Here is a 24,506-nt window from a genome sequence, read left to right on the forward strand (position 1 = left end):
TCGGGTTTCCAACGAGCTGTCCGCCCCACGCCAGCTTCCTGTTCATTGACGAGGGCGACCCATCCGCGGCTCTACCCCTCCCCTGCATGTCCCCAACTGTCGAACTCGCGTGAACTCTGCGGGGTCACCGACTGGCCTGCAACACATCCGTGCTGGTCACAGCAATTTCGGGTCGGGTTCGTGCTGCGCGGCCCCAGTGAGATCGACAGTTGGGGAACGAGGGGCGAGTGCACACGGGCTCCACCTAAAGAGCATCCGACACGGCCGGCACACCAACCGCGCGAATACACGGAAGCTGGGTAAACCCACACGGGGTTTACCCAGCTTCCGATCAGCCATCCGCTGGACTGGTCACCGCTCAATCAGCGCAGTGCCAGTCAGATCAGCAGGTCACGACGGTGCATGACTACTTGGCAGCTTCCTCAGCTTCGGTTTCAGCTTTGTCGTCAGCTGACTCCTGTGAAGCGGCTTCGTCAGCAGCCGGCTCGGCTGTTTCTGCTGCTTCAGCTTCGGTCTCGGCCTTTTCGTCAGCCTTGCCGGTCGCCTTGGAATCCTTACCGGACTTTGCAGCAGCCTTCGAAGCGGTACGCTCAGCGTCGGCAACGACAGCCTTCTTCTCGACTTTCTCCATGACAAGCTCAATACGAGCCATCGGAGCATTGTCGCCGCGGCGCGGCCCCAGCTTGGTGATGCGGGTGTAGCCACCGTTGCGCTCTGGATCCATGGCCGGAACGACCTCGTCGAACAGCATGTACAGGACATCCTTGTTCGGGATCTTGCGGGCAACCGTACGGCGAGCGTGAATGTCGCCGCGCTTTGCCTTAGTGACCAGCTTTTCAACGTACGGCTGCAGCGCGCGGGCCTTGGCCTCGGTCGTGGTGATCGCACGGTGTTCGATCAGTTGAGCAGCAAGGTTAGCCAACAGCAGCTTCTGGTGCGCTGGGCTGCCACCCAAACGTGGGCCCTTCTTAGGGGTGGGCATGAGTTTCTCCTACACAGTTTGTTTGGGCGTCCTCGTCCATCGATGACGGCCGCTGGAGGCGGCACGGACGCAAAGTGGATTCGATCAGAAAGACTGGTCGTCACTGAACTGAACGTTTCCGGCGTCTTCTCCGCCGGCGCGTTCAGGCATGACTGCATCCTTGAGGGTCATACCCAAGGATGCCAAGGCTTCCTTGATCTCCTCGATGGACTTGGTTCCGAAGTTGCGGATATCCAGCAGGTCAGCCTCAGAGTGGGCAACGAGTTCACCCACGGTGAGAATGCCGCGTCGACGCAGCGCGTTGTACGAACGGGACTGCAGGTTCAGGCTTTCGATCGGCAAGGCCAGGTCTTGCGCAAGGGTCTCATCGGTAGTCGATGGGCCCACTTCGATGCCTTCTGCTTCCTCGTTCAGTTCACGCATGAGGCCGAAGAGCTCCACCAGGGTGCTTCCGGCTGACGCGAGAGCATCGCGCGGGCTGATAGCTGGCTTGGTTTCCACATCGATGATCAGACGATCAAAGTCGGTGCGTTGCTCGACACGGGTGGCCTCCACCTTGTATGTCACTTTGAGCACCGGCGAGTAGATCGAATCGATCGGGATGCGGGAGATCTCAGCTTGCGGATCCTTGTTCTGAGCAGCGGAAACGTAGCCACGGCCACGCTCAACCGTCAGTTCAATCTCGAGCTTGCCCTTCTCATTGAGCGTTGCCAGATGAAGGTCAGGGTTGTGGATTTCCACGCCTGCAGGAGGAGTAATATCCCCTGCGACGACCTCACCGGGGCCAGCCTTGCGCAGGTACATCACGACAGGCTCATCCTCTTCAGAGGACAGAACGATGTCTTTGATGTTCAGGATGATCTCAGCGACGTCTTCCTTCACGCCTTCCACCGTGTGGAATTCGTGTGGCACACCGTCAATGCGGATCGAGGTGACCGCTGCGCCCGGAATGGACGACAGCAATGTACGGCGCAGGGAGTTACCCAGTGTGTATCCAAACCCAGGCTCGAGTGGCTCAAGAGTGAAACGGGAGCGGTAATCGCTCACCTTCTCCTCTGAGAGGATGGGGCGTTCTGCAATGAGCACGTCTTGGTCCTTTCTTTCCGACAACCGCTATATGATGTCGGATTTGTGGTCCCGTCACGCGAACAGTGACGGAAAAAACAGGGTGCAGATGGTTCCCACTTGTGTGGGAACATCGTGACGTGGGACGCGGACGGATCGCCCTCGTCCCTCACACGGGTCTTTCAGACGCGGCGACGTTTCGGGGGACGTGCACCGTTGTGAGCCTGCGGAGTGACATCCTGAATGGATCCAACCTCAAGACCAGCGGCCTGCAGCGAACGAATCGCCGTTTCGCGGCCGGAGCCCGGGCCCTTGACGAAAACGTCAACCTTCTTCATGCCCTGTTCCTGCGCGCGACGTGCTGCAGCCTCAGCGGCAAGCTGAGCGGCGAACGGGGTGGACTTACGTGAGCCCTTGAAACCGACCTGACCGGACGATGACCATGACAGGACAGCGCCGGTGGGATCGGTGATGGAGACGATCGTGTTATTGAACGTCGACTTGATGAACGCCTTGCCGTGCGTGACGTTCTTGCGCTCTTTACGACGCGGCTTACGCGCCGAAGATGAGCGAGTAGACTTGACAGCCATTGATTTTCCTTTTGAAGTCGAGGGGGCCAGGTTTCATCACCCAGCTCTATGAGTTACTTGGTGGCTTTCTTCTTGCCAGCCACGGTGCGCTTGGGTCCTTTACGGGTACGCGCATTTGTCTTCGTCCGCTGACCATGAACAGGCAGGCCAAAACGGTGGCGCATGCCCTGGTAGCATCCGATCTCGATCTTGCGGCGGATATCGGCTTGGACCTCACGACGCAAGTCGCCTTCGACCTTAAAGTTGGCCTCGATGTAGTCGCGCAGCTTGACCATATCTTCTTCACTGGCGTCGCGTACGCGAAGGTCGGGGCTGACCCCGGTTGCTTCAAGTGTTTCCTTGGCGCGGGTGCGTCCCACACCGTAAATGTAAGTAAGCGCAATCTCCATCCGCTTTTCACGGGGGAGGTCAACGCCGGCAATACGTGCCATGACTTTTCTCCACATGGTTTTCGGAGGTCGTCACCCCGTCTCTGATCCATCAATCAGCCCCGGCCTCCGAACCAGGGGTCCCGCTTGCGCGGTCGACGGTGTGCTGTGGGCAAATCGCCCGCCAGTGGCTCACTGCCACTGAGCAGCTACGGCTTTCAGCCTTGACGCTGCTTGTGCCTGGGGTTGTCGCAAATAACCATGACGTTGCCGTGGCGACGAATCACCTTGCACTTGTCACAGATCTTCTTGACACTAGGCTTGACCTTCATGGTGCACCTCCACGTCGCCAGGCGACGCTTGTTGTGTCGGTTTACTTGTATCGGTAGACGATTCGACCCTTTTCAAGGTCATACGGGCTGAGCTCGACGACTACGCGGTCTTCAGGCAGGATACGAATGTAGTGCTGACGCATCTTTCCTGAGATGTATCCCAGAACTTCGTGACCGTTGGTGAGCTCAACACGAAACATCGCGTTCGGCAACGCCTCAATAACGGTGCCTTCGACCTCAATAACTCCGTCTTTCTTCGCCATGTCCTCCGTCTATCCTCTACGTTTGTCAGTAGGGCTCACGGCCGAAACCGTGGCGGGCGTTTCCCTCGCCAATCGGCAAGAAAGTCAGCCCGACTGTCCATTCTAGAGGAGGATGCAACGCCGGTGAAGCCCATTCAGTGGGATATCCCTCACGCGCCGGACTCGAGTTGCCTTCCATATTGACGAGGGCGACGCCTGGAGCGCCGATCACACAGCAATCAGAAATACGCAGGCTGCGTGTATCAGTCCAGTGAAATGGGGGTTACTCGGTAAGGAGCCAGGCCCTCTACCCCACCGTCTGGCGCAGTCAGGACTGAAATGCCCTCCTCCATGATGGCAACGGAGTGCTCCCAGTGCGCGGCATCGCTGTGATCCAGCGTGTGCACAGTCCACCCGTCAGCTTCGGTGCGCGTCGCAGGATTGCCCGACACGAGGATGGGTTCGACCGCCAGCACCATACCTGGCTTCAGACGCGGGCTGATCCCGGTCGCACGGTAGTTCAACACGTCGGGCGGTTGATGCATCGCCGTTCCGATGCCGTGTCCGCCGAATTCTTCAACGATCTGTGCTTCCCACCCGAACGTGTCCCGGTAATCCTCGCAGGTGTCTTCAACAGCTTGTCCCACCGCGCTGACGCGGCGAGCAGAAGCCAACGCTGCGATCGCACGCCACATAGCAGCGCGCGTCACTTCGTTGAGTTCACGCCGGCGCTGAGATGCGGCCTGTTCATCGCCCACAATCATGGAGAACGCGGCATCACCGTGCCAGCCGCGGCCGTGGTGCGTCACGTAGGCTCCGCAGTCGAAGGAGACGATGTCGCCGTTGCGCAGGACATCATCATTCGGAATGCCGTGCACAACAGTGTCATTGACGCTGATACAGACCGTCGCCGGGTAACCGAAGTAGTTCAGGAAATTCGAGGTCGCTCCCGCCTGGGAAATCACTTCGGCACTGATGCGGTCCAGTTCCGTCAATGTGACGCCTGGTTGAGCCGCGCGGCGCAGTGCTGCGTGGATATCCGCCACGATCAAACCTGCGCGACGCATCTGCAGAATCTGATCCCTGGTTTTCAGCTCAATACGCGCGTGACCCATCGTCCTCAGCGACCTTCTGAGACCGAAGCATCCGCATTTGCCGAGGCAGCAGCGCCGCCCTGGTCAGACGAGCTGGAGCTGGCAGGCTCCGAAGCCTCGGCTGGGTCATCTTCGGGGAATTCTTCCGCCCCGCAGCACTCTCCTTCACCGTTTTGGTGGGCTTCGAACCACGGATCACGAGGATCGTCGAGGGTGGCCTGGCCGCCCGTCACCTCATCCGCGCCGGCACCGTCCGCTGAGTCAGCACCGCTCCCGGAGCCGGCACCGTTCAGTGAATCGAGAATGGCAAAAATGCGTTCGCTGACTTCTTCGACCGACCCGTTCGCATCGACTGCTTCGAGCAGATCCTGATCGACATAGTACGTGGCGACCGGCTCAGTTTGCGTATGGTAAACCGCCAGGCGATGACGGATAACCGGCTCAGTGTCGTCTGAGCGGTGCTGTTCGGTTGCGCGCTTGAGCATGCGGTGCACAACCTGATCTTCATCCGCCTGAAGCTCGATCACCACGTCAAGTTCGGTTCCCAGGTCAGCGAGCGTGTCACGCAAAGCATGTGCCTGCTCAACAGTGCGCGGATAGCCATCGAGCAGGAAGCCCTCAGCGGCATCAGGCGCCTTCAGGCGAGCATGCACCATCGGGTTGATGACCGAGTCGGGAACAAGTTCGCCGCGATCCATGTAGGACTGTGCGAGGATGCCGAGTTCCGTCTGTTCGGCAATGTTGGCGCGGAAAATTTCCCCTGTTGAAATGGCCGGGATGCCGAGTTTGCATGCAATTATGCTTGCTTGAGTTCCTTTGCCCGCTCCAGGAGGACCGAGCAGGATAATAGCTGTCATCGAAGGAATCCCTCGTAATGATGTTGTTCGAGCTGAGTGTTGATTTCTTTCACGGTCTGCAGGCCGACGCCGACCATAATCAGCAGCGTGGTACCACCGAACGGCATCTGTCCATTCTGCAGACCGAGTGGGATCATCATCAGCGACGGTACAAGGGCGACAATCATCAGGTAGAACGCACCCGCCGTGGTAATGCGGTTCATGACGTAACGCAGGAATTCAGCGGTCGGGCGTCCAGCACGGTACCCCACGATGAAACCGCCGTAGCGTTTCATGTTGTCGGCAACCTCGTCCGGGTTGAAGGTGATGGAAGTGTAGAAGAATGCGAAGCCGAGGATCATCAGGGCGTACAGCACGAGGTAGAGCCATGACTGGTGGTTGAAGTTTGAACGCACCCACTGCACCCACGTCGATTCTGGTGAGCCAAAGTTCGCCATCATCACCGGCATAGCCAGGATCGATGACGCGAAGATGACGGGGATAACGCCCGACATATTGATCTTCAGCGGGATGTATGTCGAGGAACCGCCGTACATGCGGCGGCCGATCATGCGCTTGGCGTACTGAACGGGGATTCGGCGCTGTGATTGCTCGATGTAGACAATGGCAAGTGCGACTACGAGAATCATGCCGACAATTGCGGCAACTTTGCCCCAGCCGCCACCTTGTCCGATCGAGAACAACTGAGCAGGCATACGAGCGGTGATCGACGTGAAGATCAGCAGTGACATGCCATTGCCGATGCCACGCTCAGTGATCAATTCACCCAGCCACATGATGACGGCGGTACCCGCGGTCATAGTAACGATCATCACGAGGTACATGGGGATGGACCGGTCAGCTATGATGTCGTGCTGGCAGCCGGGGAACATGTTGCCCGAGCGCGCCATGTACACCATGGTGGTCGACTGCAGTACGCCGAGGAAGATTGTGCCGTACCGCGTGTATTGCGTGAGCTTGGCCTGACCCGTCTGACCTTCCTTGTGCAGGTCATCGAATCGAGGAATGACAACTCGCAGAAGCTGGACGATGATCGACGCCGTAATGTACGGCATGATGCCGAGCGCGAAGATCGACAGCTGGAGCAACGCGCCGCCTGAGAACAGGTCGACGAGCCCGAGCAGGGATCCTTCTTCCTGAGTTGCCAGGCACTTCTGCACGTTGACAGTGTTGACGCCTGGGGTCGGGATAAATGCTCCGAGGCGGAATACCGCCATGATCATCAAGGAGAACAGCAACTTCCGACGCAGGTCAGGAGTGCGGAACGCCTGTGTGAAGGCACTTAACACGGCTTCCTCTTCCTAGGTTGATGGTGTGACAGCTTGACGCAATCACAACTTTACTCACCGTGCCTAGCCTACCCGAGTTAGCACGTCTCACGTCAATTGGATTGGCTACACCGCGGTTTTTCGTTAGTTCATTGCCGAGGGCGACCCGATGACGCGCCATCTGCGCCCATGTGATCGACCTGCGACACTATGGGGGTGGTTTGGCTAACAAACCACCCCCACCGTGTTTCGGACTTATCGCACCGTGACGGTGCCACCAGCCTGCGTGATCTTGTCCTGAGCCGATTGTGAGCATGCATCCACATCCAGGGTGAATGCGCTGGTCACTTCCCCGCCTCCGAGGACCTTGACCGGGTGTCCGTCACGAACAGCTCCCTTTTGAGCCAGGTCTTCCGATGAAACGGAGCCGCCCTCGGGGAACAGTTCCTGCAGCTTGCCGACGTTAACCACCTGGTATTCCACGCGGAACGGATTCTTGAATCCGCGCAGCTGAGGAAGACGCACATGAATCGGCTTGGCGCCGCCCTCGAAGCCAGCTGGGACGGAACGGCGGGCCTTGGTGCCCTTCGTGCCGCGGCCGGCGGTTTTACCCTTGGAGCCTTCACCACGACCCACACGGATCTTGGCCTTATTGGCTCCCCTGGCGGGACGCAGGTCGTGCAGCTTGAGGATGCCTGCGGGGGCTTCCTCAGTCGTCTTGTTCGACGTTGATTTCGCCATGATCAGTCAGCCTCCTCCACTGTAATCAGGTGTCGCACTGTGTTGATCATTCCGCGAACTGACTCGGAATCCTCACGCACAACGCTTTGGCGGATCTTGCGCAGCCCAAGGGTACGCATGGTCTCTTTCATGTTCTGCTTGGCGCCGATCGTTGATCGAACCTGCGTGATCTTGAGTTTTGCCATTATTCACTCACCCCTGCGGAGGCTTTGGCGGCTTCCTTCTGCTCGGCCTGAGCTTTCTTTTCCGCTTCGCCTTCTGCCTGTGCGCGCAACATGCCGGACGGAGCAACACGCTCCACCGGAAGTCCGCGACGTGCAGCCACTGCTTCAGGTGTTTCCAGCTGCTTCAGAGCTGCCACCGTTGCACGGACGATGTTGAGTGCATTGTCGGATCCGAGCGACTTGGTCAGCACGTCCTGTACGCCAGCTGCCTCGAGGACGGCGCGCACAGGGCCGCCGGCAATAACGCCGGTACCTGGTGTAGCGGGACGCAGCAGCACGATTCCGGCTGCATCTTCGCCCTGGACCAGGTGAGTGATCGTGCGGCGGATCATGGGCACGTGGAAGAAGGACTTCTTAGCTTCTTCAACGCCCTTGGAAATAGCCTGGGGAACTTCCTTGGCCTTTCCGTAGCCGACGCCGACAGTGCCTTCGCCATCGCCCACCACTACCAGAGCGGTGAAGCTGAAGCGACGTCCACCCTTGACCACCTTGGATACGCGGTTGATCGTGACGACACGCTCGATGTATTGGTTCTTGTCTTCGTTGCGACGGTTGTCGCGACGGTCAGTGTTACGCCCCTGGCGGCGATCGCGACGCTCGCTGTCACGTTCGTTGCGCCCGGAGGATTCCTGACCGTTTCTGCTTCGCTGCGCTGCAGCCATCAGTTGATCTCTCTTTCCCTCAGTCGCTTTCAGAGGTTCAATCCGCCCTCACGGGCGGCCTCTGCGACAGCCGCGACGCGGCCGTGATACTTGTATCCTGCGCGGTCGAAGACCACTGCGGAGATGCCAGCAGCTTTGGCGCGCTCTGCGATCAGTTCGCCTACACGGTGAGCCTTGTCCACCTTCGAGCCTTCTGCCGAAGCAAATTCGTCTTCCATCGTGGAAGCAGACACGAGGGTGTTGCCAACCGTATCGTCGATGACCTGTGCGACCATGTGACGGTTCGAACGGGTCACGACCAAGCGCGGGCACTCGGCAGTGCCGCTGATCTTCTTGCGAAGACGCTGATGGCGACGCTTACGCGCAACAACTTTGCCTTTGCCTTTGACGGAGTAGCCCATCACTTACCAGCCTTTCCGACCTTGCGGCGGATCGTTTCACCCACGTAGTGAATACCCTTGCCCTTGTACGGTTCAGGCTTCTTGATCTTACGAATCCGCGCTGCAGTTTCACCGACGAGTTGCTTATCGATGCCTGAGACCGTGAACTTCGTTTGTGAGTCAACCGTGAAGTCAATGCCTTCAGGGGCCTTGAACGGAACGGTGTGGGAGAATCCCAGCGAGAATTCCAAGTCCTTGCCCTTGGCGACTACGCGGTAACCGGTGCCGGTGATCTCGAGCTGTTTGCTGAAGCCCTGGGTCACGCCCACAACCATGTTGTTGATCAGTGAACGGCTCAGTCCGTGCAGTGAACGGGCTTCGCGGCCGTCATCCGCACGCTCGACGATGATCTGGCCGTCCTCGACGCGTGCTGAGATCAGATGAGGAAGCTCATGGCTCAGTTCGCCCTTGGGGCCTTTCACCGTGACTGTGGCGCTCTTGATGTCGACGTCAACTCCCGACGGGATTGCGATTGGGCTCTTACCGATTCGTGACATTGTCGGTTCCCCCTCTCACCAGACGTAGGCGAGGACTTCCCCACCTACACCCTTGTCGGATGCCTGACGGTCGGTCAGCAGACCAGAAGATGTGGACAGAATAGCCACACCCAGTCCGCCGCGGACCTTCGGCAAGTTCGTCGACTTCGCATAAACGCGCAGGCCTGGCTTGGACACGCGTTGCAGACCTTCAATTGCACGCTCACGCTTGGAGCCGTACTTGAGATTGAGGATCAGTGTTTTGCCAACGCGAGCATCCTCGACGGAGGTCGAGGCAATGTAGCCCTCTTCCACCAGGATGTTCGCAATGGCGGCCTTCAGCTTGGAGTACGGCATGGAGACCGACTCGTGCTGAGCCGAGTTTGCGTTACGCAGACGCGTCAGCATGTCTGCGATGGGATCAGTCATTGTCATGGGGACTAATTCCCCTTCCTCGTCGCGGTTTCCACCGGGGTCCCCGGGACCTACGACGTAGTGCTTACCAGCTGCTCTTTGTCACGCCTGGGAGTTCGCCACGAAGGGCGAGCTCACGCAGGCAGACTCGACACAGTCCGAACTTGCGGTAGACCGAGCGCGGGCGTCCGCACCGGCTGCACCGGGTGTAGCCACGGACACCGAACTTCGGGGCGCGCGCGGCTTTGATCTTGAGAGACGTCTTAGCCATGGTCAGTCCTCCTTAAAGGGGAAGCCGAGGTGACGTAGCAGTGCACGGCCCTCCTCATCGGTGCGGGCTGAGGTCACGATTGTGATGTCCATGCCGCGCACGCGGTCGATGCTGTCCTGATCGATCTCGTGGAACATGGACTGTTCCGACAGACCGAAGGTGTAATTGCCGTTGCCGTCAAATTGCTTCGATGACAGTCCGCGGAAGTCGCGGATACGGGGCAGAGCGGTCGACAGAAGACGGTCAAGGAACTCCCACATGCGATCGCCACGCAAGGTGACGTGTGCGCCGATGGGCTGGCCTTCACGCAGTTTGAACTGTGCGATGGACTTCTTGGCCTTGGTCGTCACAGGCTTCTGGCCGGTGATTGCCGTCAAGTCGCGCAGTGCTCCTTCAAGTGCCTTCGAGTCACGAGCAGCTTCACCAACGCCCATGTTGACGACGATCTTGGTGAGACCGCCCACCTCCATGACGTTGCTGTGCTTGAACTCGTCACGCAGCGCTTGACGAATCTCTGAGTTGTACTTTTCTTTCAGACGCGGGGCCATGATCAGATCTCCTTGCCCTGCTCGATACCTGCTGCCACGCGACCACGGGTCACGCGAACACGCACGGTGCGGGTACGACCGTCACGCTCAACCTGGTCTTCCCTGAAGCCCACGCGAACGCGCTGCTTTGTGTCGGGATCAACCAGAGCGACCTTGGACAGTGAAATCGGTGCTTCCACTGTTTCAATGCCGCCACTTGAGTTCTGGGACTGTCCCTGGCGCACATGACGTGTCTTCAGGTTGACACCCTCGACCAGGACCTTCTGTTCCTTCGGGAACACCTTGATGACGCGACCCTGGCGGCCCTTGTCACCTGGCTTGAGGGGTTCAAGGCCCTCAGCTTCGCGGCGCTCGTTGCGCTTGGCGAGCTTGGCCTCGTCTGACGTGCGTCCACGGACAACCTCGACGAGGTCCCCTTTACGAATCTTCGCTGCCATCAGAGCACCTCCGGGGCAAGTGAAATGATGCGCATGAACTTCCTGTCGCGCAGTTCCCTGCCGACAGGTCCGAAAATACGCGTCCCGCGTGGCTCCCCATTGCTGTTGAGAATCACTGCGGCATTTTCATCGAATCGAATGTAGGAACCGTCGGAACGACGCGTTTCCTTACGCGTACGTACGACGACCGCCTTAACGACTTCGCCCTTCTTGACGTTGCCGCCTGGGATAGCGTCTTTGACGGTGGCGACAATCGTGTCGCCAATTCCGGCGTAGCGTCGACCCGAACCGCCGAGAACACGGATGGTCAGGATCTCCTTTGCACCTGTGTTATCAGCGACTTTCAGTCGCGACTCCTGCTGGATCATTGTGTGTGACTCCTGTCGTCGTGCCGGTTCTCATCGCAGCGCGGTTGCGCCACTAGAGCCTGACCGAACGGATGATGGTCTATGAGGACGAATTACTTCGCCTTTTCGATGATCTCCGCGACGCGCCAGCGCTTGGTGGCTGACAGCGGGCGGGTCTCCATGATGCGAACGAGGTCACCGACGTGGCACTCGTTGTTCTCGTCGTGGGCCTTAACCTTTTTCTTTTTACGCATGACTTTGCCGTAAAGTGCGTGCTTCATGCGGTCTTCGAGCTCAACGACGACGGTTTTATCCATCTTGTCGCTGGTCACGTAGCCACGACGAACCTTACGGAAATTACGTGCGACAGCCTCATTAGTGGTCTCGGACATGCGACTCACTCCTTCGTAGTGGGGGCTGTGCGGAAGCCGAGCTCCCGCTCACGGCTAATGGTGTAGATCCGGGCAATGTTGCGACGAACTACCTTCATGCGTCCATGGTCCTCGAGGGAACCGACGGCTTGGGAAAAGCGCAGGTTGAACAGTTCAGCCTTAGCCTTCTCGAGCTCCTTGGACAGCTGTGCTGCGTCCATTGCATCCAGGTCGGCGGTCGTCAGACCTTTGTCGGCCATCAGAGTTCACCACCCTCTCGGACCACAAATCGGGTCTTCATTGGAAGTTTGTGCTGGGCACGGCTCAGAGCTTCGCGAGCGAGCTCCTCGGAAACGCCGCCCAGTTCGAACATAATGCGGCCCGGCTTGACGGGGGCGACCCACCATTCAGGAGCGCCTTTACCGGAACCCATACGGGTTTCTGCGGGCTTCTTGGTCAGCGGGCGGTCAGGGAAGATGTTGATCCACACCTTGCCGCCACGCTTCACGTGACGGGTCACCGCGATACGAGCTGCCTCGATTTGACGGTTCGTGACATAGGCGCCTTCAAGAGCCTGGATGCCGTAGTCGCCGAAGGCCAGCTCGGTGCCGCCTTTAGCCACACCAGTGCGGTGTGGACGATGCTGCTTGCGGAACTTGGTCCGACGGGGAATGAGCATAAGACTCAGGCCTCCGTTCCTTGATCGGCAGCCGGCTGTTCGGCCTGGGGCTCAGTCTGAGCCTTTTCTGGCTGCGTGTTTTCGCTTGCGCGTTCCTGGTTGCGCTGACGTCCACCGCGTCCCTGGCCTCCACGGCCGCCGCGACGGGGTCCGCGACGATCACCGCGGCGTCCGCCGCGGTTCTGCTGCTCAGCCTGCTGGCGAGCAAATTCGCGCTCGGTCATGTCGCCCTTGTAGATCCACACCTTGACGCCAATGCGACCGAAGGTGGTACGAGCTTCAAAGAAGCCGTAGTCGATGTTCGCGCGCAGGGTGTGCAACGGCACACGGCCTTCACGGTAGAACTCGGAGCGAGACATTTCGGCTCCACCCAGACGGCCGGACACCTGGACACGAATACCCTTGGCGCCTGCACGCTGTGCGGACTGGATGCCCTTACGCATGGCGCGACGGAACGAGACACGTGCTGCGAGTTGCTCGGCGATGCCCTGAGCAACCAGCTGTGCGTCCAGATCGGGGTTGCGAACCTCGAGGATGTTGAGCTGGACCTGCTTGCCAGTCAGCTTCTCGAGAGATTGACGCAGGCGATCTGCCTCGACGCCACGACGTCCGATCACAATGCCGGGACGCGCGGTATGCAGGTCGACGCGCACGCGGTCGCGGGTGCGCTCGATGTCAACTTTCGAAATGCCGGCGCGCTCAAGGCTTTCAGACAAAGCGCGACGAATGGCGACGTCTTCGGCTACGTAATCTGCGTAGCTCTGGCCTTTGGTGGTTGAGTCGGAGAACCAGCGGGACCGGTGATCGGTGGTGATTCCCAGACGGAACCCGGTTGGGTTAACCTTCTGCCCCATTACTGGTCTCCCTTCTGCTTGTCGTCCTTGGTGCCCACCACAATGGTGATGTGGCTGGTGCGCTTGAGGATCCGTCCGGCGCGTCCTTGTGCGCGGGGGCGGAAACGCTTCATAGTCGGGCCTTCGTCCACAAAGGCTTCGAGGACCAGCAGGTCGGCTTCGTCAAAAGCCTCCCCTGCCAGCTCAGCCTTGAATTTGGAGTTGGCGACAGCGCTGTGAAGCACCTTCTGGACATCGGTTGCGACGGCCTGCGGAGCGAACCGCAGAATGTCGGCTGCCTCCAGGACACGCTTGTTGCGAACTTCGTTCACCACGCGGCGTGCCTTCTGGGGCGTGACGCGAACGTAACGCGCCTGCGCCTTGGCTTCCATGAAATCCTGCCTTTTCTTCCCTAGGGCCGGCTCAGCGCCGACGTCCTTTGCGATCGTCCTTGTCATGGCCTCGGAAGGTACGAGTGGGAGCGAATTCTCCCAACTTGTGACCCACCATCGCCTCGGTGACGAACACCGGGACGTGCTTGCGGCCGTCATGCACCGCAAATGTGAGGCCCAGGAAGTCTGGGGTGATCACTGAGCGGCGTGACCATGTCTTGATGACGGCTTTTGAATTGGTTTCGTTGGCCTTGTCGACTTTCTTGAGCAGGTGGTCGTCGACGAAGGGGCCCTTCTTCAAACTACGCGGCATATTTTCAGCTCCTTATCAGCGCTTCTTGCCGGTCCGGCGACGGCGCACGATAAGCTTGTCGCTGGCCTTGTTCGGACGACGGGTACGGCCCTCGGGCTTGCCCCACGGTGACACCGGATGGCGACCACCAGAGGTACGGCCCTCACCACCACCATGCGGGTGGTCGACCGGGTTCATCACAACACCGCGAACGTGGGGGCGCTTGCCCTTCCAACGCATACGGCCTGCTTTACCCCAATTGATGTTGGAGTGATCGGAGTTGCCGACCTCGCCAACAGTTGCACGGCATGCAGCATCAACGTTGCGGATTTCACCGGAAGGCATACGCAGTTGCGCGAAGCGGCCTTCTTTGGCAACGAGCTGCACAGACGCTCCAGCGGAACGCGCGATTTGCGCGCCACCACCGGGCTGCAGCTCAACTGCGTGCACGACGGTACCGAGAGGGATGTTACGCAGCGGCAGGCAGTTACCTGGCTTGATATCAGCCTGTGGGCCTGCTTCCACGCGGTCACCCTGATACAGGTTGGCCGGTGCCAGGATGTAACGCTTGGCTCCGTCCTCGTAGTGCAGCAGTGCGATGCGCGAGGTGCGGTTCGGATCGTATTCGATGTGAGCCACAACGGCGGGGATGCCGTCCTTGTCATGGCGACGGAAGTCGATCACGCGGTAGGCGCGCTTGTGGCCACCACCGCGGTGACGCGAGGTCACGCGGCCGTGCGCGTTACGACCACCGGTCTTGCTCAGCGGACGCAGCAGCGACTTTTCTGGCGTAGAACGCGTGATTTCAGCAAAGTCCGACACACTTGAGCCGCGACGGCCCGGCGTTGTGGGCTTGTATTTGCGGATTCCCATAATGTTCCTCTACCTCTCCGGCTGCCTTCAGGCCTGATCGCCGAAGATGTCGATGGTGCCTTCGCGAACGGTCACGATTGCTCGCTTGACGTCCTTGCGCTTTCCGATTCCGTTGCGGGTCCGGTATTCCTTACCCTTACGGTTCTGGGTCGCGACAGAGGCAACCTTGACACCAAAGATTGCCTCGACAGCAATCTTGATCTCGGTCTTGTTGGCGCGAGGATCAACTTCAAATGTGTACTTGCCCTGATCCATCAGGATCGATGACTTCTCAGTCACGACAGGCTTCAAGATGATGTCGCGCGGGTTCTTGGTGGATTCGAGTGCGCTCACTTGGTCTCCTCCTTAGTACCGAGGAAAGTCTCGAGGGCGCCCTTGGTGAAGATGACATCGTCGTTGTCGAGGACGTCATAGGTGTTGAGCTGATCAACCCACAGAATGTGAGTTTCCTGCAGGTTGCGCAGGCTCAGTGCCGTCAGATCTTCACCGCGTTCAAGGACCACCAGGACGTTGTCGTTGCCAGCAACGATTGTCCGCAGAGCTTTCAGAGCTGTCTTGGTGGACGGCTTGTCGCCCTCGAACAATGAAGTCACAACGTGAATGCGATCGTTACGAGCGCGATCGGACAGTGCGCAGCGCAGAGCGCCGACCTTCATTTTCTTCGGGGTGCGTTGTGCGTAGTTACGCGGCTGAGGTCCGTGAACCACTCCGCCACCGGTGAACTGCGGTGCGCGGATGGAGCCCTGACGAGCGTTACCGGTTCCCTTCTGGCGGTACGGCTTCTTGCCGCCGCCGGAAACCATGCCACGGGTCTTGGTCGCGTGTGTTCCCTGTCGGGCCGCAGCAAGCTGCGCCACGACGACTTGATGCATCAGCGGAATGTTCGCCGGCACGTCGAAAATTTCACCGGGCAGGTCGATCGTGTCGACCTTCTTGCCCTCACGGTCGAGCACATCGATCGTGCGCGTGGTTTGGTTATCAGTCATGTCACGCACCCTTCACGGACGTGCGAACCAGGACGATACCGTTCTTCGGGCCGGGGATTGCGCCGCTAATGAGCAGGAGGCCCTTTTCGGCGTCCACAGCCTGGATCGTCAGATTCTGAATTGTGCGGCGCGCATTGCCCATACGGCCGGCCATGCGCTGTCCCTTAAAAATGCGACCAGGTGTTGCACAGGCACCAATGGAGCCTGGCTTGCGGTGATTGCGGTGGGCGCCGTGAGAGGCTCCCACGCCTGCAAAGCCGTGACGCTTCATCACACCGGCAAATCCCTTGCCCTTGGTGTTTCCGGAAACGTCAACATGCTGTCCCGCTTCAAACACGGTTGCGTCGAGTTCCTGCCCCGCTGCGTAGTTATCGGCCTCGGTTGTGCGAACTTCGGCTAGGTGGCGACGTGGTTCCACGCCTGCCTTGGCAAAGTGTCCCGCGAGAGGCTTTGTCACCTTGCGGGGGTCAATCTTGCCGTAACCGATTTGAATCGCAGAGTAACCGTCAACCTCTTCGGTACGCACCTGTGTGACGACGTTGGTGCCGACCTGCACGACAGTGAGCGGGACAAGACGCCCTTCGGCGTCCCATACCTGGGTCATGCCGAGCTTGCGGCCCAACAGCGCCGTCATGGGCGTGCTGGCCTTCTGCTTGGTATCAGTTGTCATTGCAGATGTCCTCAGAGCTTGATCTCAATATTGACGTCCGCAGGCAAGTCAAGACGCATAAGCGAGTCGACGGCCTTCGGAGTCGGGTCGATGATGTCGATGAGCCGCTTGTGTGTGCGCATCTCAAAGTGCTCGCGGCTGTCCTTGTATTTGTGGGGCGACCGAATGACGACGAACACGTTCTTTTCGGTCGGCAGTGGCACCGGGCCCACGACCGTGGCGCCCGCGCGTTGCACGGTCTCCACAATCTTGCGCGCGGAGCTGTCGATGACCTCGTGGTCATAGGACTTAAGCCGGATGCGGATCTTCTGTCCCGCCATGCCGTCTACCTCTTCTCGTACAGCTTCGTCACCGGTCCCCGCATTCGGGCGTGTCGCAATTCGCGACACATTCGTACGCGGTTTCCCTCGGGTGAGGGACGGACCGTTGTCTTATCTAAAGAACTCGGGCTATAAAGCCCGGCCAGATTTTGGTCTGGATGAGCCCCACCCTCGCGGGGCAACCTGATTAGTTTGACAGAAAACCCCTCGTTGGTTCAAGTCCGCTCAGGCAAAAACCGGTGTGAATCACCTGACAACTAGCCTGCTATCCAGCTTTTATGCCTTGCTACGGGCCCACGGAGGCACATTCTGTCACCCTGCTGCCAAGAATTGTCGTCAGTATCACTATCGCTGGTGCACCCCCTCAGCTACCCCAGCCTGCCCATCCGCACTCTGCCCGCGTGCCATCCTTCCACCTCACCCTGTCTCTCTACAGCCTGTCACTCGGCAGTCTGCCCTTCCACAATGTGCTCGTCCGTTCAATTCTCAGCGCTCACTTGCTCCCATCTCCACCTCATGCCCGTTCCCCACTTGGTCCCCTCACCCCCCCATAGCCCCTTCTTCCGCTCGGGCCCTCCCCACTTAGTCCTGTCCCTCACTTGCCCTATCCCCCAGTTCCCAACTGTCGATCTGAGGGTCGAATCGACGATTCTCCGCTGAGACTTCCACGCATCACAGCTGGTCAAGGGGCTGCTAGGGAAGCAGGACCGGAACTTTCAGCCTTCAAATCGACACTCGGGTAGAGGGAGGGAAGTCTTAACGAAAAGATCTGCGGAGTATCCGTGTTCGAAGTTTTTTCGGAACTCCTTCGAGAAGCATTCGCAAACAATAGATGTTAGGTCTAGCACATAGGCATACCTACAAGATTGTTCGCGTAGCCGATCGGAGGAGTTCTTGCGGCGCCACCGCGCCTTCACTCCTAATCTCTGCAGAGACTTCTTTCCAGCACTGCCCTTTCCCCACCTCTACCCATCTGTCGATCTCAAGGACACCTATGGAAGGACATCCCTTGGCGCGACTGCATCGGTGCAGGTCACAGCCAATTCACCTTCGTTTACTCAAACGGAATGCTGCCGAGATCGACAGTTGGGTAAACAACCGGTGGGAAACAGGCAGATAGACAGCTAGGAGCAAAAAGCTCGAGGCGGAACAGTTCAAAGTAGAACGGCTCAGGCCGGAACAGTTCGGAACGCAAGAAGAGATGGGGCCGGAACAGTTCGGAGCGCGAAAAGGTGCCAGACCCGAATTCGTTGGAGCATACAGCGCCATCGCCGCGTAATAGCGACAGAAAGCATATACACGCCCCTTGGCTATTGATCTCACGGTCAGACAATGGGAAGCACGAATCACACTGGGCCGACAAAAGGGCGGAGAACGCTAAAGGCCGGAGCAGGCTAAGAGACGGACTACAGCTAGGAGCCGGAGCCGCCAAAAGACAGAGCACGAGAAAAGGGCGGCGCTACCAAAAGGCAGAACACGCTTCAGGCCAGAGGGCGCCAAAGGAATGGGCGCGCTTTGAAACAGAGCACGCAAAAAGACAGAAACGGCAAGAAGATACAGCAGCACAAAAAAGATGGGCTTGGAAGCATCTTTCGATGCCACCAAGCCCATCTCAGCTCATTCGGCTCACCGCCAGGCGCCCTCGTCAATACCGACTCAAACGGCCCAAACGGGGAACCTCGCGAGTGCCAGCGCCAGTTACAGTCGGCTCAATGCCAACTGTACCCAGCTACCGAATCACTTATCGATTTCGGTCACACGACCTGAACCAACGGTGTGGCCACCCTCGCGGATAGCGAAGCCCAGGCCGGGCTCCATTGCGATGGGGTGAATCAGTTCAACGGTGATTTCTGTGGTGTCGCCAGGCATAACCATCTCGGTGCCCTCGGGCAGCGTGATGACGCCGGTGACGTCCGTGGTACGGAAGTAGAACTGAGGACGGTAGTTGGAGAAGAACGGCTTGTGACGGCCGCCTTCGTCCTTCTTCAGGATGTAAACCTGGCCCTTGAAGTTCGTGTGAGGCGTGATGGAGCCGGGGACGGCCACAACCTGGCCGCGCTCGACATCTTCGCGCTTCGTGCCACGCAGCAACAGACCGCAGTTCTCGCCTGCCCATGCTTCATCCATGGACTTGTGGAACATTTCGATACCGGTGACGGTGGTCTTCTGGGTCGGGCGGATGCCGAGGATCTCGACTTCAGAGTTCAGAGCCAGCTTGCCGCGCTCGACACGGCCGGTCACAACGGTGCCACGGCCGGTGATGGTGAAGACGTCCTCGATCGGCATCAGGAACGGCTTGTCGAGATCGCGCTCAGGGGTCGGGACGTACTCGTCCACTGCATCCATGAGCTCTTCGATTGCCTTCGTCCACTTCTCGTCGCCCTCAAGAGCCTTGAGCGCCGAGACGCGGATGATCGGGGCGTTGTCGCCATCGAAGTCCTGAGAGTTGAGCAGGTCGCGGCATTCTTCCTCAACGAGCTCCAGCATTTCCTCATCATCCACGGCATCGCTCTTGTTCAGAGCAACAAGGATGGTGGGGACGCCGACCTGACGGGCAAGCAGAACGTGCTCGCGGGTCTGAGCCATCGGGCCGTCGGTTGCTGCGACCACCAGAATTGCGCCGTCCATCTGGGCTGCACCGGTGATCATGTTCTTGATGTAGTCAGCGTGACCGGGGGCGTCAACGTGTGCGTAGTGACGCTTCTCGGTCTGGTACTCCACGTGGGAGACGTTAATCGTGATGCCACGATCGCGCTCTTCAGGAGCGTTGTCGACGTTCTCGAACGGCGTGTACTCGTTCAGTTCCGGGTACTTGTCGTGCAGAACTTTGGTAATTGCTGCTGTCAGCGTCGTCTTGCCGTGGTCAACGTGTCCGATGGTACCGATGTTGACGTGCGGCTTGGTGCGCTCGAACTTGGCCTTCGCCACTTGTGTCCTCCTGGACTCGGGTAGATGTTCTCAGCCTATGGCTAGGTGTTAGCTTAACACCCACAGGGCGTGAGATCCTACAGGGTTTCTATTGAATTGGAGTGCGGATCTGCGCTGCAGCTTTCACACTGCCCCTTGACAGTGATCCCCGCCACCTCGCTCACCGGAATCCCGGCGCTATCCGTCTTGCGCTGCACTGACGCTCCGGTCTCGACCGATCGGTTCCGGCGCGGGACCCCCGCTACTGCGAAGTTCCCCACCGCTGACCGATCTGACCAGTGCAATCACGCAGTGCAACAGGCAATAGCACTACGGTACACCGATCGGGGTTGATCCGACCCCGTGGGACTCACTCGCCCCGAGACTTTCCGACGATTTCCTCTGAAACGCTACGAGGAACCTCGGCGTAGCTGTCGAACTGCATCGAGTACACGGCGCGTCCCTGGGTCTTGGACCGCAGGTCGCCAACGTATCCGAACATTTCCGACAGCGGAACTTGCGCGCGAACAACACGCACACCATGCTGCTCATCCATTGACTGGATGGCACCACGACGAGAGTTCAGGTCGCCGATCACGTCGCCCAGATATTCATCAGGCGTACGCACCTCGACGGCCATAATCGGCTCAAGAAGAACCGGCTTCGCCTTCTTGGCGGCTTCACGCATGGCCATTGAACCTGCGATCTTGAACGCCATTTCAGACGAGTCAACTTCGTGGTATGCACCGTCAAGAAGCGTGGCTTTGACATCCACCATCGGGTATCCAGCCAGAACACCGGAGTGCATGGCTTCCTGAATACCAGCGTTTACAGAGGGGATGTACTCACGCGGAACGCGGCCACCGGTGACTTTGTCCTCGAAGACGTACTCTTCTTCGGAATCGCTCGGCAGCGGCTCCAGCATGATGATGACGCGGGCGAACTGACCCGAACCACCGGTCTGCTTCTTGTGAGTGTATTCAAACTTTTCGACGGTCTTACGGATCGTCTCGCGGTAGGCGACCATCGGCTTGCCGACGTTAGCCTCGACCTTGAATTCGCGACGCATACGGTCAACAATGATGTCGAGGTGAAGCTCGCCCATACCACCGATGATGGTCTGGCCACTTTCCTGGTCCAGCTCAACGGTGAAGGTCGGGTCCTCTTCAGCCAGCTTCTGGATGGCGACGCCCATCTTTTCCTGGTCAGCCTTCGACTTCGGCTCGACAGCCACGTGAATAACGGGCTTCGGGAAGGTCATCGACTCCAGAACAATCTGATCGTTCAGGTCACACAGCGTGTCGCCGGTGGTGGTGTCTTTCAGACCGATCACAGCGTAGATGTGACCAGCGTGCGCCAGATCAACCGGGTTCTCCTTGTTGGAGTGCATCTGGAAGATCTTGGAGATACGCTCACGCTTACCCTTGGTCGAATTCATGATCTGGGAGCCGGCTTCCATCTTGCCGGAGTAGACGCGGATGAAGGTCAGCTTGCCGTAGAACGGGTGCGCCGCAATCTTGAATGCCAGCGCTGAGAAAGGCTCGTTCTCATCGGGATGACGAACGAGGTTCTCTACCTCAGAGTCATCACCAGGTTCGAAACCGCTGACGGATTCGATATCCAGAGGTGAGGGCAGGAAGCTGATCACACCGTCCAGCACGGGCTGAACACCCATGTTGCGCAGTGCGGTACCGCAGTAGACCGGGAAGGCCTTGCCTGAAACGGTCAGCGCACGCACGCCTTCCTTGATCTGGTCAACGGTCAGTTCGCCGTTTTCCAGGTAGGCTTCCATGAGCTCGTCGTTGCCTTCAGCGGCGGCTTCCATCAGAGCCTCACGGTATTCCTCGGCCTTGTCCTGCAGGTCGGCGGGAATCTCGCCTTCCTCGACGATGGCACCAAGGGTGGGCTTACCGTCTGCGTCAGTTGCCGGGTAATGGAAAGCCTTCATTGACAGCAAGTCAACGTTGCCTTCGAAGGTATCCTCGGCGCCAATGGGCAGCTGCATGACGATCGGGTTCGCTTTGAGGCGATCCTTGATGGTCTGCACCGAGTAGTAGAAGTCGGCGCCCAGCTTGTCCATCTTGTTGATGAAGCAGATACGTGGGACGTTGTACTTGTCGGCCTGACGCCACACGGTTTCTGACTGAGGCTCCACACCTTCCTTACCATCGAAGACAGCCACGGCGCCGTCGAGCACACGCAGTGAGCGCTCAACTTCCACCGTGAAGTCCACGTGGCCAGGGGTATCGATGATGTTGATCTGGTTGCCTTTCCAGAAACAGGTCACAGCAGCCGAGGTAATCGTGATGCCACGTTCCTTTTCCTGGTCCATCCAGTCAGTGGTTGACGCACCGTCGTGCGTTTCACCGATCTTGTAGTTAATGCCCGTGTAGAACAGGATGCGTTCAGTCACGGTCGTCTTGCCGGCATCAATGTGAGCCATGATGCCAATATTGCGGACCTTCCTCAGGTCTGTTAGCACTTCTTGTGCCACGGAGTTGTCCTTCGCTTCGTCGTGCGTTCTTTCGGTGATCCCCATTAACGAGGGCGGAGCCCCGCTGGGGATTAAACAGCTGGCAAAAGTATTATTTCACGCAGCATGGTTGTCAGCGGCGTCAGAGGCCGCCCTCGGGAATGGAAAAATCACCAACGGTAATGGGCGAATGCGCGGTTCGATTCGGCCATCTTGTGCATGTCCTCGCGGCGCTTCACAGCGGCACCGAGGCCGTTGGACGCATCGAGAACTTCGTTAGCGAGACGCTCGGTCATGGTCTTCTCACGACGTTGACGCGAGAAGTCAACCAGCCAGCGCAGAGCCAGAGTGGTGGCGCGGGCCGGGCGAACCTCAACCGGAACCTGGTAGGTAGCGCCACCGACACGGCGGGAACGCACCTCAAGGGCTGGGCGGATGTTGTCCAGAGCGCGCTTGAGAACCACCACTGGATCCTGCTCGGTACGCTCACGCACTGTCTCGAGCGCGCCGTACACGATGCGTTCAGCCAACGACTTTTTGCCGTCGAGCAGAACACGGTTGACCAGTTGCGAGACGATCTTGGAACCGTAAACCGGATCGTCGACAAGCGGGCGCTTGGGAGCTGGGCCTTTACGAGGCATTACTTCTTCTCCTTCTTCGCACCGTAACGTGAACGAGCCTGCTGGCGGTTGCGCACGCCCTGCGTATCAAGTGATCCGCGGACAATACGGTAACGGACACCAGGGAGGTCCTTCACACGACCACCGCGGACGAGCACGATGGAGTGCTCCTGGAGGTTGTGTCCCTCACCTGGGATGTAAGCCGTCACTTCGATGCCTGACGAAAGGCGCACACGGGCAACCTTGCGCAGCGCAGAGTTCGGCTTCTTCGGGGTGGCGGTGTACACACGGGTGCACACGCCACGGCGCTGAGGCGAGCCCTTGAGCGCAGGCGTCTTCACTTTGCCGCGCTTGGAGCTGCGCCCTTTGCGGACGAGCTGCTGGATTGTAGGCACTGAAAAATTCTCCAGTCGTTGTGCACTCTGATGACTGTGTTTGCCTGTGTCAGCAGCTGCCCCGTTGTCGGGCCAGTGTCCGGTTGAATTTCGCTGCCGTGAGTTCGGCGGCGGATCGTTGCCGGTTGACGAGGGCAAGCCACGCATCGTCGTGCGTTTTCTTGTGTGGTGCCCGGCGTAGCGCAGGCACCCTGGCTTCAGTCAGCCCGATATTGTCAAGTCCCCTGACTGGGCAGCGTTGATCCATCAGGGGCCGGCGCGCCATGATGTCCGACGGTTAGCGTGTTGCTCAGCTTGTTCTGCTGTGCACCCAGGCTGTGGGGCCTGCTGCCCGTGCGGTCAGAGAATGACGCCCGGAGCTCCGATGGCACGAGGGCGAGGGGGCGATGGCCGTCCGCTCGGTATCCTCCTTGTGGAGCCCGATGCTTGTATCACCGGTTGTGGCGCTGCGTCTTGATCACTGGTGCGATCAGTGTCGCATCGCCGCCAGATCGTGTGATCAAGCGGTCAGGTGACCCGATGTACTCGGGTTACCGCATTTCAGCTTAGTTTGTGGGCGGCGGGCACGTCAATTGTGTACGGCGTGAGCTAAGGCGCATTCTGGACGGAGGCGCGGTCGGAGTGGATTGTTAGGAATGGAGTCACGGAAACTTCCGACGCCTCGCGGCAGGCCGCTTACGGCGACTGCCGGGCGACCTTCCAAGGAGGGCTTCCCATCGACCCCGTCCCTTCCTCCGCCCCTGCTCCTCTTACTCTTACTCTTACCCTTACCCAACTGTCGATTTCAGCACGATCTTCGGCACTACCTTTCATAAAAACTGTTCTTGACCTGCGGTTTTAAAAAACATCTTGTCGAATCGCGCCTCGAGATCGACAGTTGGGTGAAAGAAAGGAAGGGAGGGAGTAGTGGAAGGAAAGCGGAAAGATTGCCCGGCGACCTCCCTGCAGAAGTTGTCCCGATGGAATCGTGGAATATTCCAAGGCGAACCGACCAGAGGGAATCCTCACGGCCGAGGGTACCCGCCCGGCTCAAGCCGAGTTATCCACAAGTATCACCCCTACCACCACCGTATCCACAAGCTGCCGCTCTTATTGCCGCATACGCCGCTTCCCCATGTCATGCTCTTTCAGCCATGCAACTCGACATAACCGTCCGCACGCCCAACACAACCATCACGCATCCAGCTCTATCGCCACACAGTCAGTGCTCGACAACTGGGCACCCTTAGAAAGGAGGTATCCGAGTGACCACCTACATCGAGCACCTTCACCTCGCCACAACCTCGCGCCACCGCCGCCTCAGCGCCCTTAAGAAACAAACTGGTCAGTACTACGCG

The 24,506-nt window shown here is 58.9% G+C and carries 33 protein-coding genes and 1 pseudogene; all 34 read right to left on the reverse strand.

The window, feature by feature from the left end:
• Positions 1 to 406 precede the first annotated feature (406 nt).
• Complete coding sequence (gene rplQ / locus AC1DA5_RS05095) at positions 407 to 982, reverse strand: 50S ribosomal protein L17 (RefSeq protein WP_058237142.1); 576 nt, start codon at positions 980 to 982, stop codon at positions 407 to 409.
• Between the two features lie 84 nt (positions 983 to 1,066).
• On the reverse strand, positions 1,067 to 2,068 hold the full coding sequence (locus AC1DA5_RS05100) for a DNA-directed RNA polymerase subunit alpha (RefSeq protein WP_058237143.1): 1,002 nt from the start codon (positions 2,066 to 2,068) through the stop codon (positions 1,067 to 1,069).
• A 161-nt stretch (positions 2,069 to 2,229) separates the two neighbouring features.
• On the reverse strand, positions 2,230 to 2,637 hold the full coding sequence (rpsK, locus tag AC1DA5_RS05105; RefSeq protein WP_058237144.1) for a 30S ribosomal protein S11: 408 nt from the start codon (positions 2,635 to 2,637) through the stop codon (positions 2,230 to 2,232).
• Between the two features lie 53 nt (positions 2,638 to 2,690).
• Positions 2,691 to 3,068 (reverse strand): 30S ribosomal protein S13, encoded by a 378-nt coding sequence (gene rpsM, locus AC1DA5_RS05110; protein ID WP_058237145.1) that lies wholly within the window; start codon positions 3,066 to 3,068, stop codon positions 2,691 to 2,693.
• Between the two features lie 155 nt (positions 3,069 to 3,223).
• Positions 3,224 to 3,337, reverse strand: a complete 114-nt coding sequence (gene rpmJ, locus AC1DA5_RS05115; RefSeq protein ID WP_003790577.1) for a 50S ribosomal protein L36 — start codon at positions 3,335 to 3,337, stop codon at positions 3,224 to 3,226.
• Positions 3,338 to 3,378: 41 nt separating this feature from the next.
• Positions 3,379 to 3,600 carry a translation initiation factor IF-1 gene (gene infA / locus AC1DA5_RS05120; protein ID WP_058237146.1) on the reverse strand — a complete coding sequence of 74 codons (222 nt, stop codon included), beginning with the start codon at positions 3,598 to 3,600 and terminating at the stop codon, positions 3,379 to 3,381.
• Between the two features lie 242 nt (positions 3,601 to 3,842).
• Complete coding sequence (gene map, locus AC1DA5_RS05125) at positions 3,843 to 4,694, reverse strand: type I methionyl aminopeptidase (RefSeq protein WP_480289455.1); 852 nt, start codon at positions 4,692 to 4,694, stop codon at positions 3,843 to 3,845.
• Positions 4,695 to 4,963: 269 nt separating this feature from the next.
• Positions 4,964 to 5,530, reverse strand: a pseudogene (locus AC1DA5_RS05130) (adenylate kinase); the annotation flags it as partial.
• Positions 5,527 to 6,819 (reverse strand): preprotein translocase subunit SecY, encoded by a 1,293-nt coding sequence (gene secY, locus AC1DA5_RS05135; protein WP_058237148.1) that lies wholly within the window; start codon positions 6,817 to 6,819, stop codon positions 5,527 to 5,529. The pseudogene AC1DA5_RS05130 and the gene secY, both read right to left, overlap by 4 nt.
• Positions 6,820 to 7,053: 234 nt before the next feature.
• Positions 7,054 to 7,539 carry a 50S ribosomal protein L15 gene (rplO, locus tag AC1DA5_RS05140; protein ID WP_070726976.1) on the reverse strand — a complete coding sequence of 162 codons (486 nt, stop codon included), beginning with the start codon at positions 7,537 to 7,539 and terminating at the stop codon, positions 7,054 to 7,056.
• Between the two features lie 2 nt (positions 7,540 to 7,541).
• Positions 7,542 to 7,724: a 50S ribosomal protein L30 gene (rpmD, locus tag AC1DA5_RS05145; protein ID WP_058237150.1), complete on the reverse strand. Its 183-nt coding sequence runs from the start codon at positions 7,722 to 7,724 to the stop codon at positions 7,542 to 7,544.
• The gene (gene rpsE / locus AC1DA5_RS05150; protein ID WP_058237151.1) at positions 7,724 to 8,425 is read right to left on the reverse strand and encodes a 30S ribosomal protein S5; all 702 of its coding nucleotides are present in this window, start codon (positions 8,423 to 8,425) and stop codon (positions 7,724 to 7,726) included. Before rpsE ends, rpmD begins: the two co-directional genes overlap by 1 nt.
• Positions 8,426 to 8,454: 29 nt before the next feature.
• Positions 8,455 to 8,826: a 50S ribosomal protein L18 gene (gene rplR, locus AC1DA5_RS05155; RefSeq protein WP_058237152.1), complete on the reverse strand. Its 372-nt coding sequence runs from the start codon at positions 8,824 to 8,826 to the stop codon at positions 8,455 to 8,457.
• On the reverse strand, positions 8,826 to 9,362 hold the full coding sequence (gene rplF, locus AC1DA5_RS05160; RefSeq protein WP_058237153.1) for a 50S ribosomal protein L6: 537 nt from the start codon (positions 9,360 to 9,362) through the stop codon (positions 8,826 to 8,828). The genes rplR and rplF overlap by 1 nt, the downstream gene beginning before the upstream one ends.
• Before the next feature lie 15 nt (positions 9,363 to 9,377).
• Positions 9,378 to 9,776: a 30S ribosomal protein S8 gene (gene rpsH, locus AC1DA5_RS05165; RefSeq protein ID WP_058237154.1), complete on the reverse strand. Its 399-nt coding sequence runs from the start codon at positions 9,774 to 9,776 to the stop codon at positions 9,378 to 9,380.
• 64 nt (positions 9,777 to 9,840) lie between these two features.
• Positions 9,841 to 10,026, reverse strand: a complete 186-nt coding sequence (locus AC1DA5_RS05170; protein WP_058237155.1) for a type Z 30S ribosomal protein S14 — start codon at positions 10,024 to 10,026, stop codon at positions 9,841 to 9,843.
• A gap of 2 nt (positions 10,027 to 10,028) precedes the next feature.
• Entirely contained in the window at positions 10,029 to 10,574 is a 546-nt protein-coding gene (gene rplE, locus AC1DA5_RS05175) for a 50S ribosomal protein L5 (RefSeq protein ID WP_070726977.1), read from the reverse strand.
• Between the two features lie 2 nt (positions 10,575 to 10,576).
• On the reverse strand, positions 10,577 to 11,011 hold the full coding sequence (gene rplX, locus AC1DA5_RS05180) for a 50S ribosomal protein L24 (protein WP_058237157.1): 435 nt from the start codon (positions 11,009 to 11,011) through the stop codon (positions 10,577 to 10,579).
• The gene (gene rplN / locus AC1DA5_RS05185; protein ID WP_058237158.1) at positions 11,011 to 11,379 is read right to left on the reverse strand and encodes a 50S ribosomal protein L14; all 369 of its coding nucleotides are present in this window, start codon (positions 11,377 to 11,379) and stop codon (positions 11,011 to 11,013) included. Before rplN ends, rplX begins: the two co-directional genes overlap by 1 nt.
• A 92-nt stretch (positions 11,380 to 11,471) precedes the next feature.
• Positions 11,472 to 11,750, reverse strand: a complete 279-nt coding sequence (rpsQ, locus tag AC1DA5_RS05190) for a 30S ribosomal protein S17 (protein WP_480289457.1) — start codon at positions 11,748 to 11,750, stop codon at positions 11,472 to 11,474.
• A gap of 5 nt (positions 11,751 to 11,755) precedes the next feature.
• Positions 11,756 to 11,989: a 50S ribosomal protein L29 gene (gene rpmC, locus AC1DA5_RS05195; RefSeq protein WP_058237160.1), complete on the reverse strand. Its 234-nt coding sequence runs from the start codon at positions 11,987 to 11,989 to the stop codon at positions 11,756 to 11,758.
• Positions 11,989 to 12,408, reverse strand: coding sequence for a 50S ribosomal protein L16 (gene rplP, locus AC1DA5_RS05200; RefSeq protein ID WP_058237161.1), 420 nt, complete (start codon positions 12,406 to 12,408; stop codon positions 11,989 to 11,991). The genes rpmC and rplP overlap by 1 nt, the downstream gene beginning before the upstream one ends.
• A 5-nt stretch (positions 12,409 to 12,413) precedes the next feature.
• The gene (gene rpsC / locus AC1DA5_RS05205) at positions 12,414 to 13,262 is read right to left on the reverse strand and encodes a 30S ribosomal protein S3 (RefSeq protein WP_058237162.1); all 849 of its coding nucleotides are present in this window, start codon (positions 13,260 to 13,262) and stop codon (positions 12,414 to 12,416) included.
• The gene (gene rplV / locus AC1DA5_RS05210; RefSeq protein WP_058237163.1) at positions 13,262 to 13,633 is read right to left on the reverse strand and encodes a 50S ribosomal protein L22; all 372 of its coding nucleotides are present in this window, start codon (positions 13,631 to 13,633) and stop codon (positions 13,262 to 13,264) included. Before rplV ends, rpsC begins: the two co-directional genes overlap by 1 nt.
• A 31-nt stretch (positions 13,634 to 13,664) precedes the next feature.
• On the reverse strand, positions 13,665 to 13,946 hold the full coding sequence (gene rpsS, locus AC1DA5_RS05215) for a 30S ribosomal protein S19 (RefSeq protein WP_058237164.1): 282 nt from the start codon (positions 13,944 to 13,946) through the stop codon (positions 13,665 to 13,667).
• Positions 13,947 to 13,961: 15 nt separating this feature from the next.
• Positions 13,962 to 14,798, reverse strand: a complete 837-nt coding sequence (gene rplB / locus AC1DA5_RS05220; RefSeq protein WP_058237165.1) for a 50S ribosomal protein L2 — start codon at positions 14,796 to 14,798, stop codon at positions 13,962 to 13,964.
• 27 nt (positions 14,799 to 14,825) lie between these two features.
• Positions 14,826 to 15,131 carry a 50S ribosomal protein L23 gene (gene rplW / locus AC1DA5_RS05225; RefSeq protein WP_058237166.1) on the reverse strand — a complete coding sequence of 102 codons (306 nt, stop codon included), beginning with the start codon at positions 15,129 to 15,131 and terminating at the stop codon, positions 14,826 to 14,828.
• The gene (gene rplD / locus AC1DA5_RS05230; protein WP_058237856.1) at positions 15,128 to 15,784 is read right to left on the reverse strand and encodes a 50S ribosomal protein L4; all 657 of its coding nucleotides are present in this window, start codon (positions 15,782 to 15,784) and stop codon (positions 15,128 to 15,130) included. Before rplD ends, rplW begins: the two co-directional genes overlap by 4 nt.
• A gap of 1 nt (position 15,785) precedes the next feature.
• The gene (gene rplC, locus AC1DA5_RS05235; protein ID WP_058237167.1) at positions 15,786 to 16,454 is read right to left on the reverse strand and encodes a 50S ribosomal protein L3; all 669 of its coding nucleotides are present in this window, start codon (positions 16,452 to 16,454) and stop codon (positions 15,786 to 15,788) included.
• An 11-nt stretch (positions 16,455 to 16,465) separates the two neighbouring features.
• A complete protein-coding gene (gene rpsJ, locus AC1DA5_RS05240) occupies positions 16,466 to 16,774 on the reverse strand; it encodes a 30S ribosomal protein S10 (RefSeq protein ID WP_058237857.1) in 309 nt (102 codons plus the stop codon).
• A 1,737-nt stretch (positions 16,775 to 18,511) separates the two neighbouring features.
• The gene (gene tuf / locus AC1DA5_RS05245; protein ID WP_058237169.1) at positions 18,512 to 19,702 is read right to left on the reverse strand and encodes an elongation factor Tu; all 1,191 of its coding nucleotides are present in this window, start codon (positions 19,700 to 19,702) and stop codon (positions 18,512 to 18,514) included.
• Positions 19,703 to 20,051: 349 nt separating this feature from the next.
• Positions 20,052 to 22,175, reverse strand: coding sequence for an elongation factor G (fusA, locus tag AC1DA5_RS05250; protein ID WP_058237170.1), 2,124 nt, complete (start codon positions 22,173 to 22,175; stop codon positions 20,052 to 20,054).
• Positions 22,176 to 22,324: 149 nt separating this feature from the next.
• Positions 22,325 to 22,795 (reverse strand): 30S ribosomal protein S7, encoded by a 471-nt coding sequence (rpsG, locus tag AC1DA5_RS05255; RefSeq protein ID WP_058237171.1) that lies wholly within the window; start codon positions 22,793 to 22,795, stop codon positions 22,325 to 22,327.
• The gene (gene rpsL, locus AC1DA5_RS05260) at positions 22,795 to 23,169 is read right to left on the reverse strand and encodes a 30S ribosomal protein S12 (RefSeq protein WP_058237858.1); all 375 of its coding nucleotides are present in this window, start codon (positions 23,167 to 23,169) and stop codon (positions 22,795 to 22,797) included. Before rpsL ends, rpsG begins: the two co-directional genes overlap by 1 nt.
• Positions 23,170 to 24,506: the final 1,337 nt, after the last annotated feature.

The organism is Pauljensenia sp. C0254C2, from assembly GCF_056583835.1.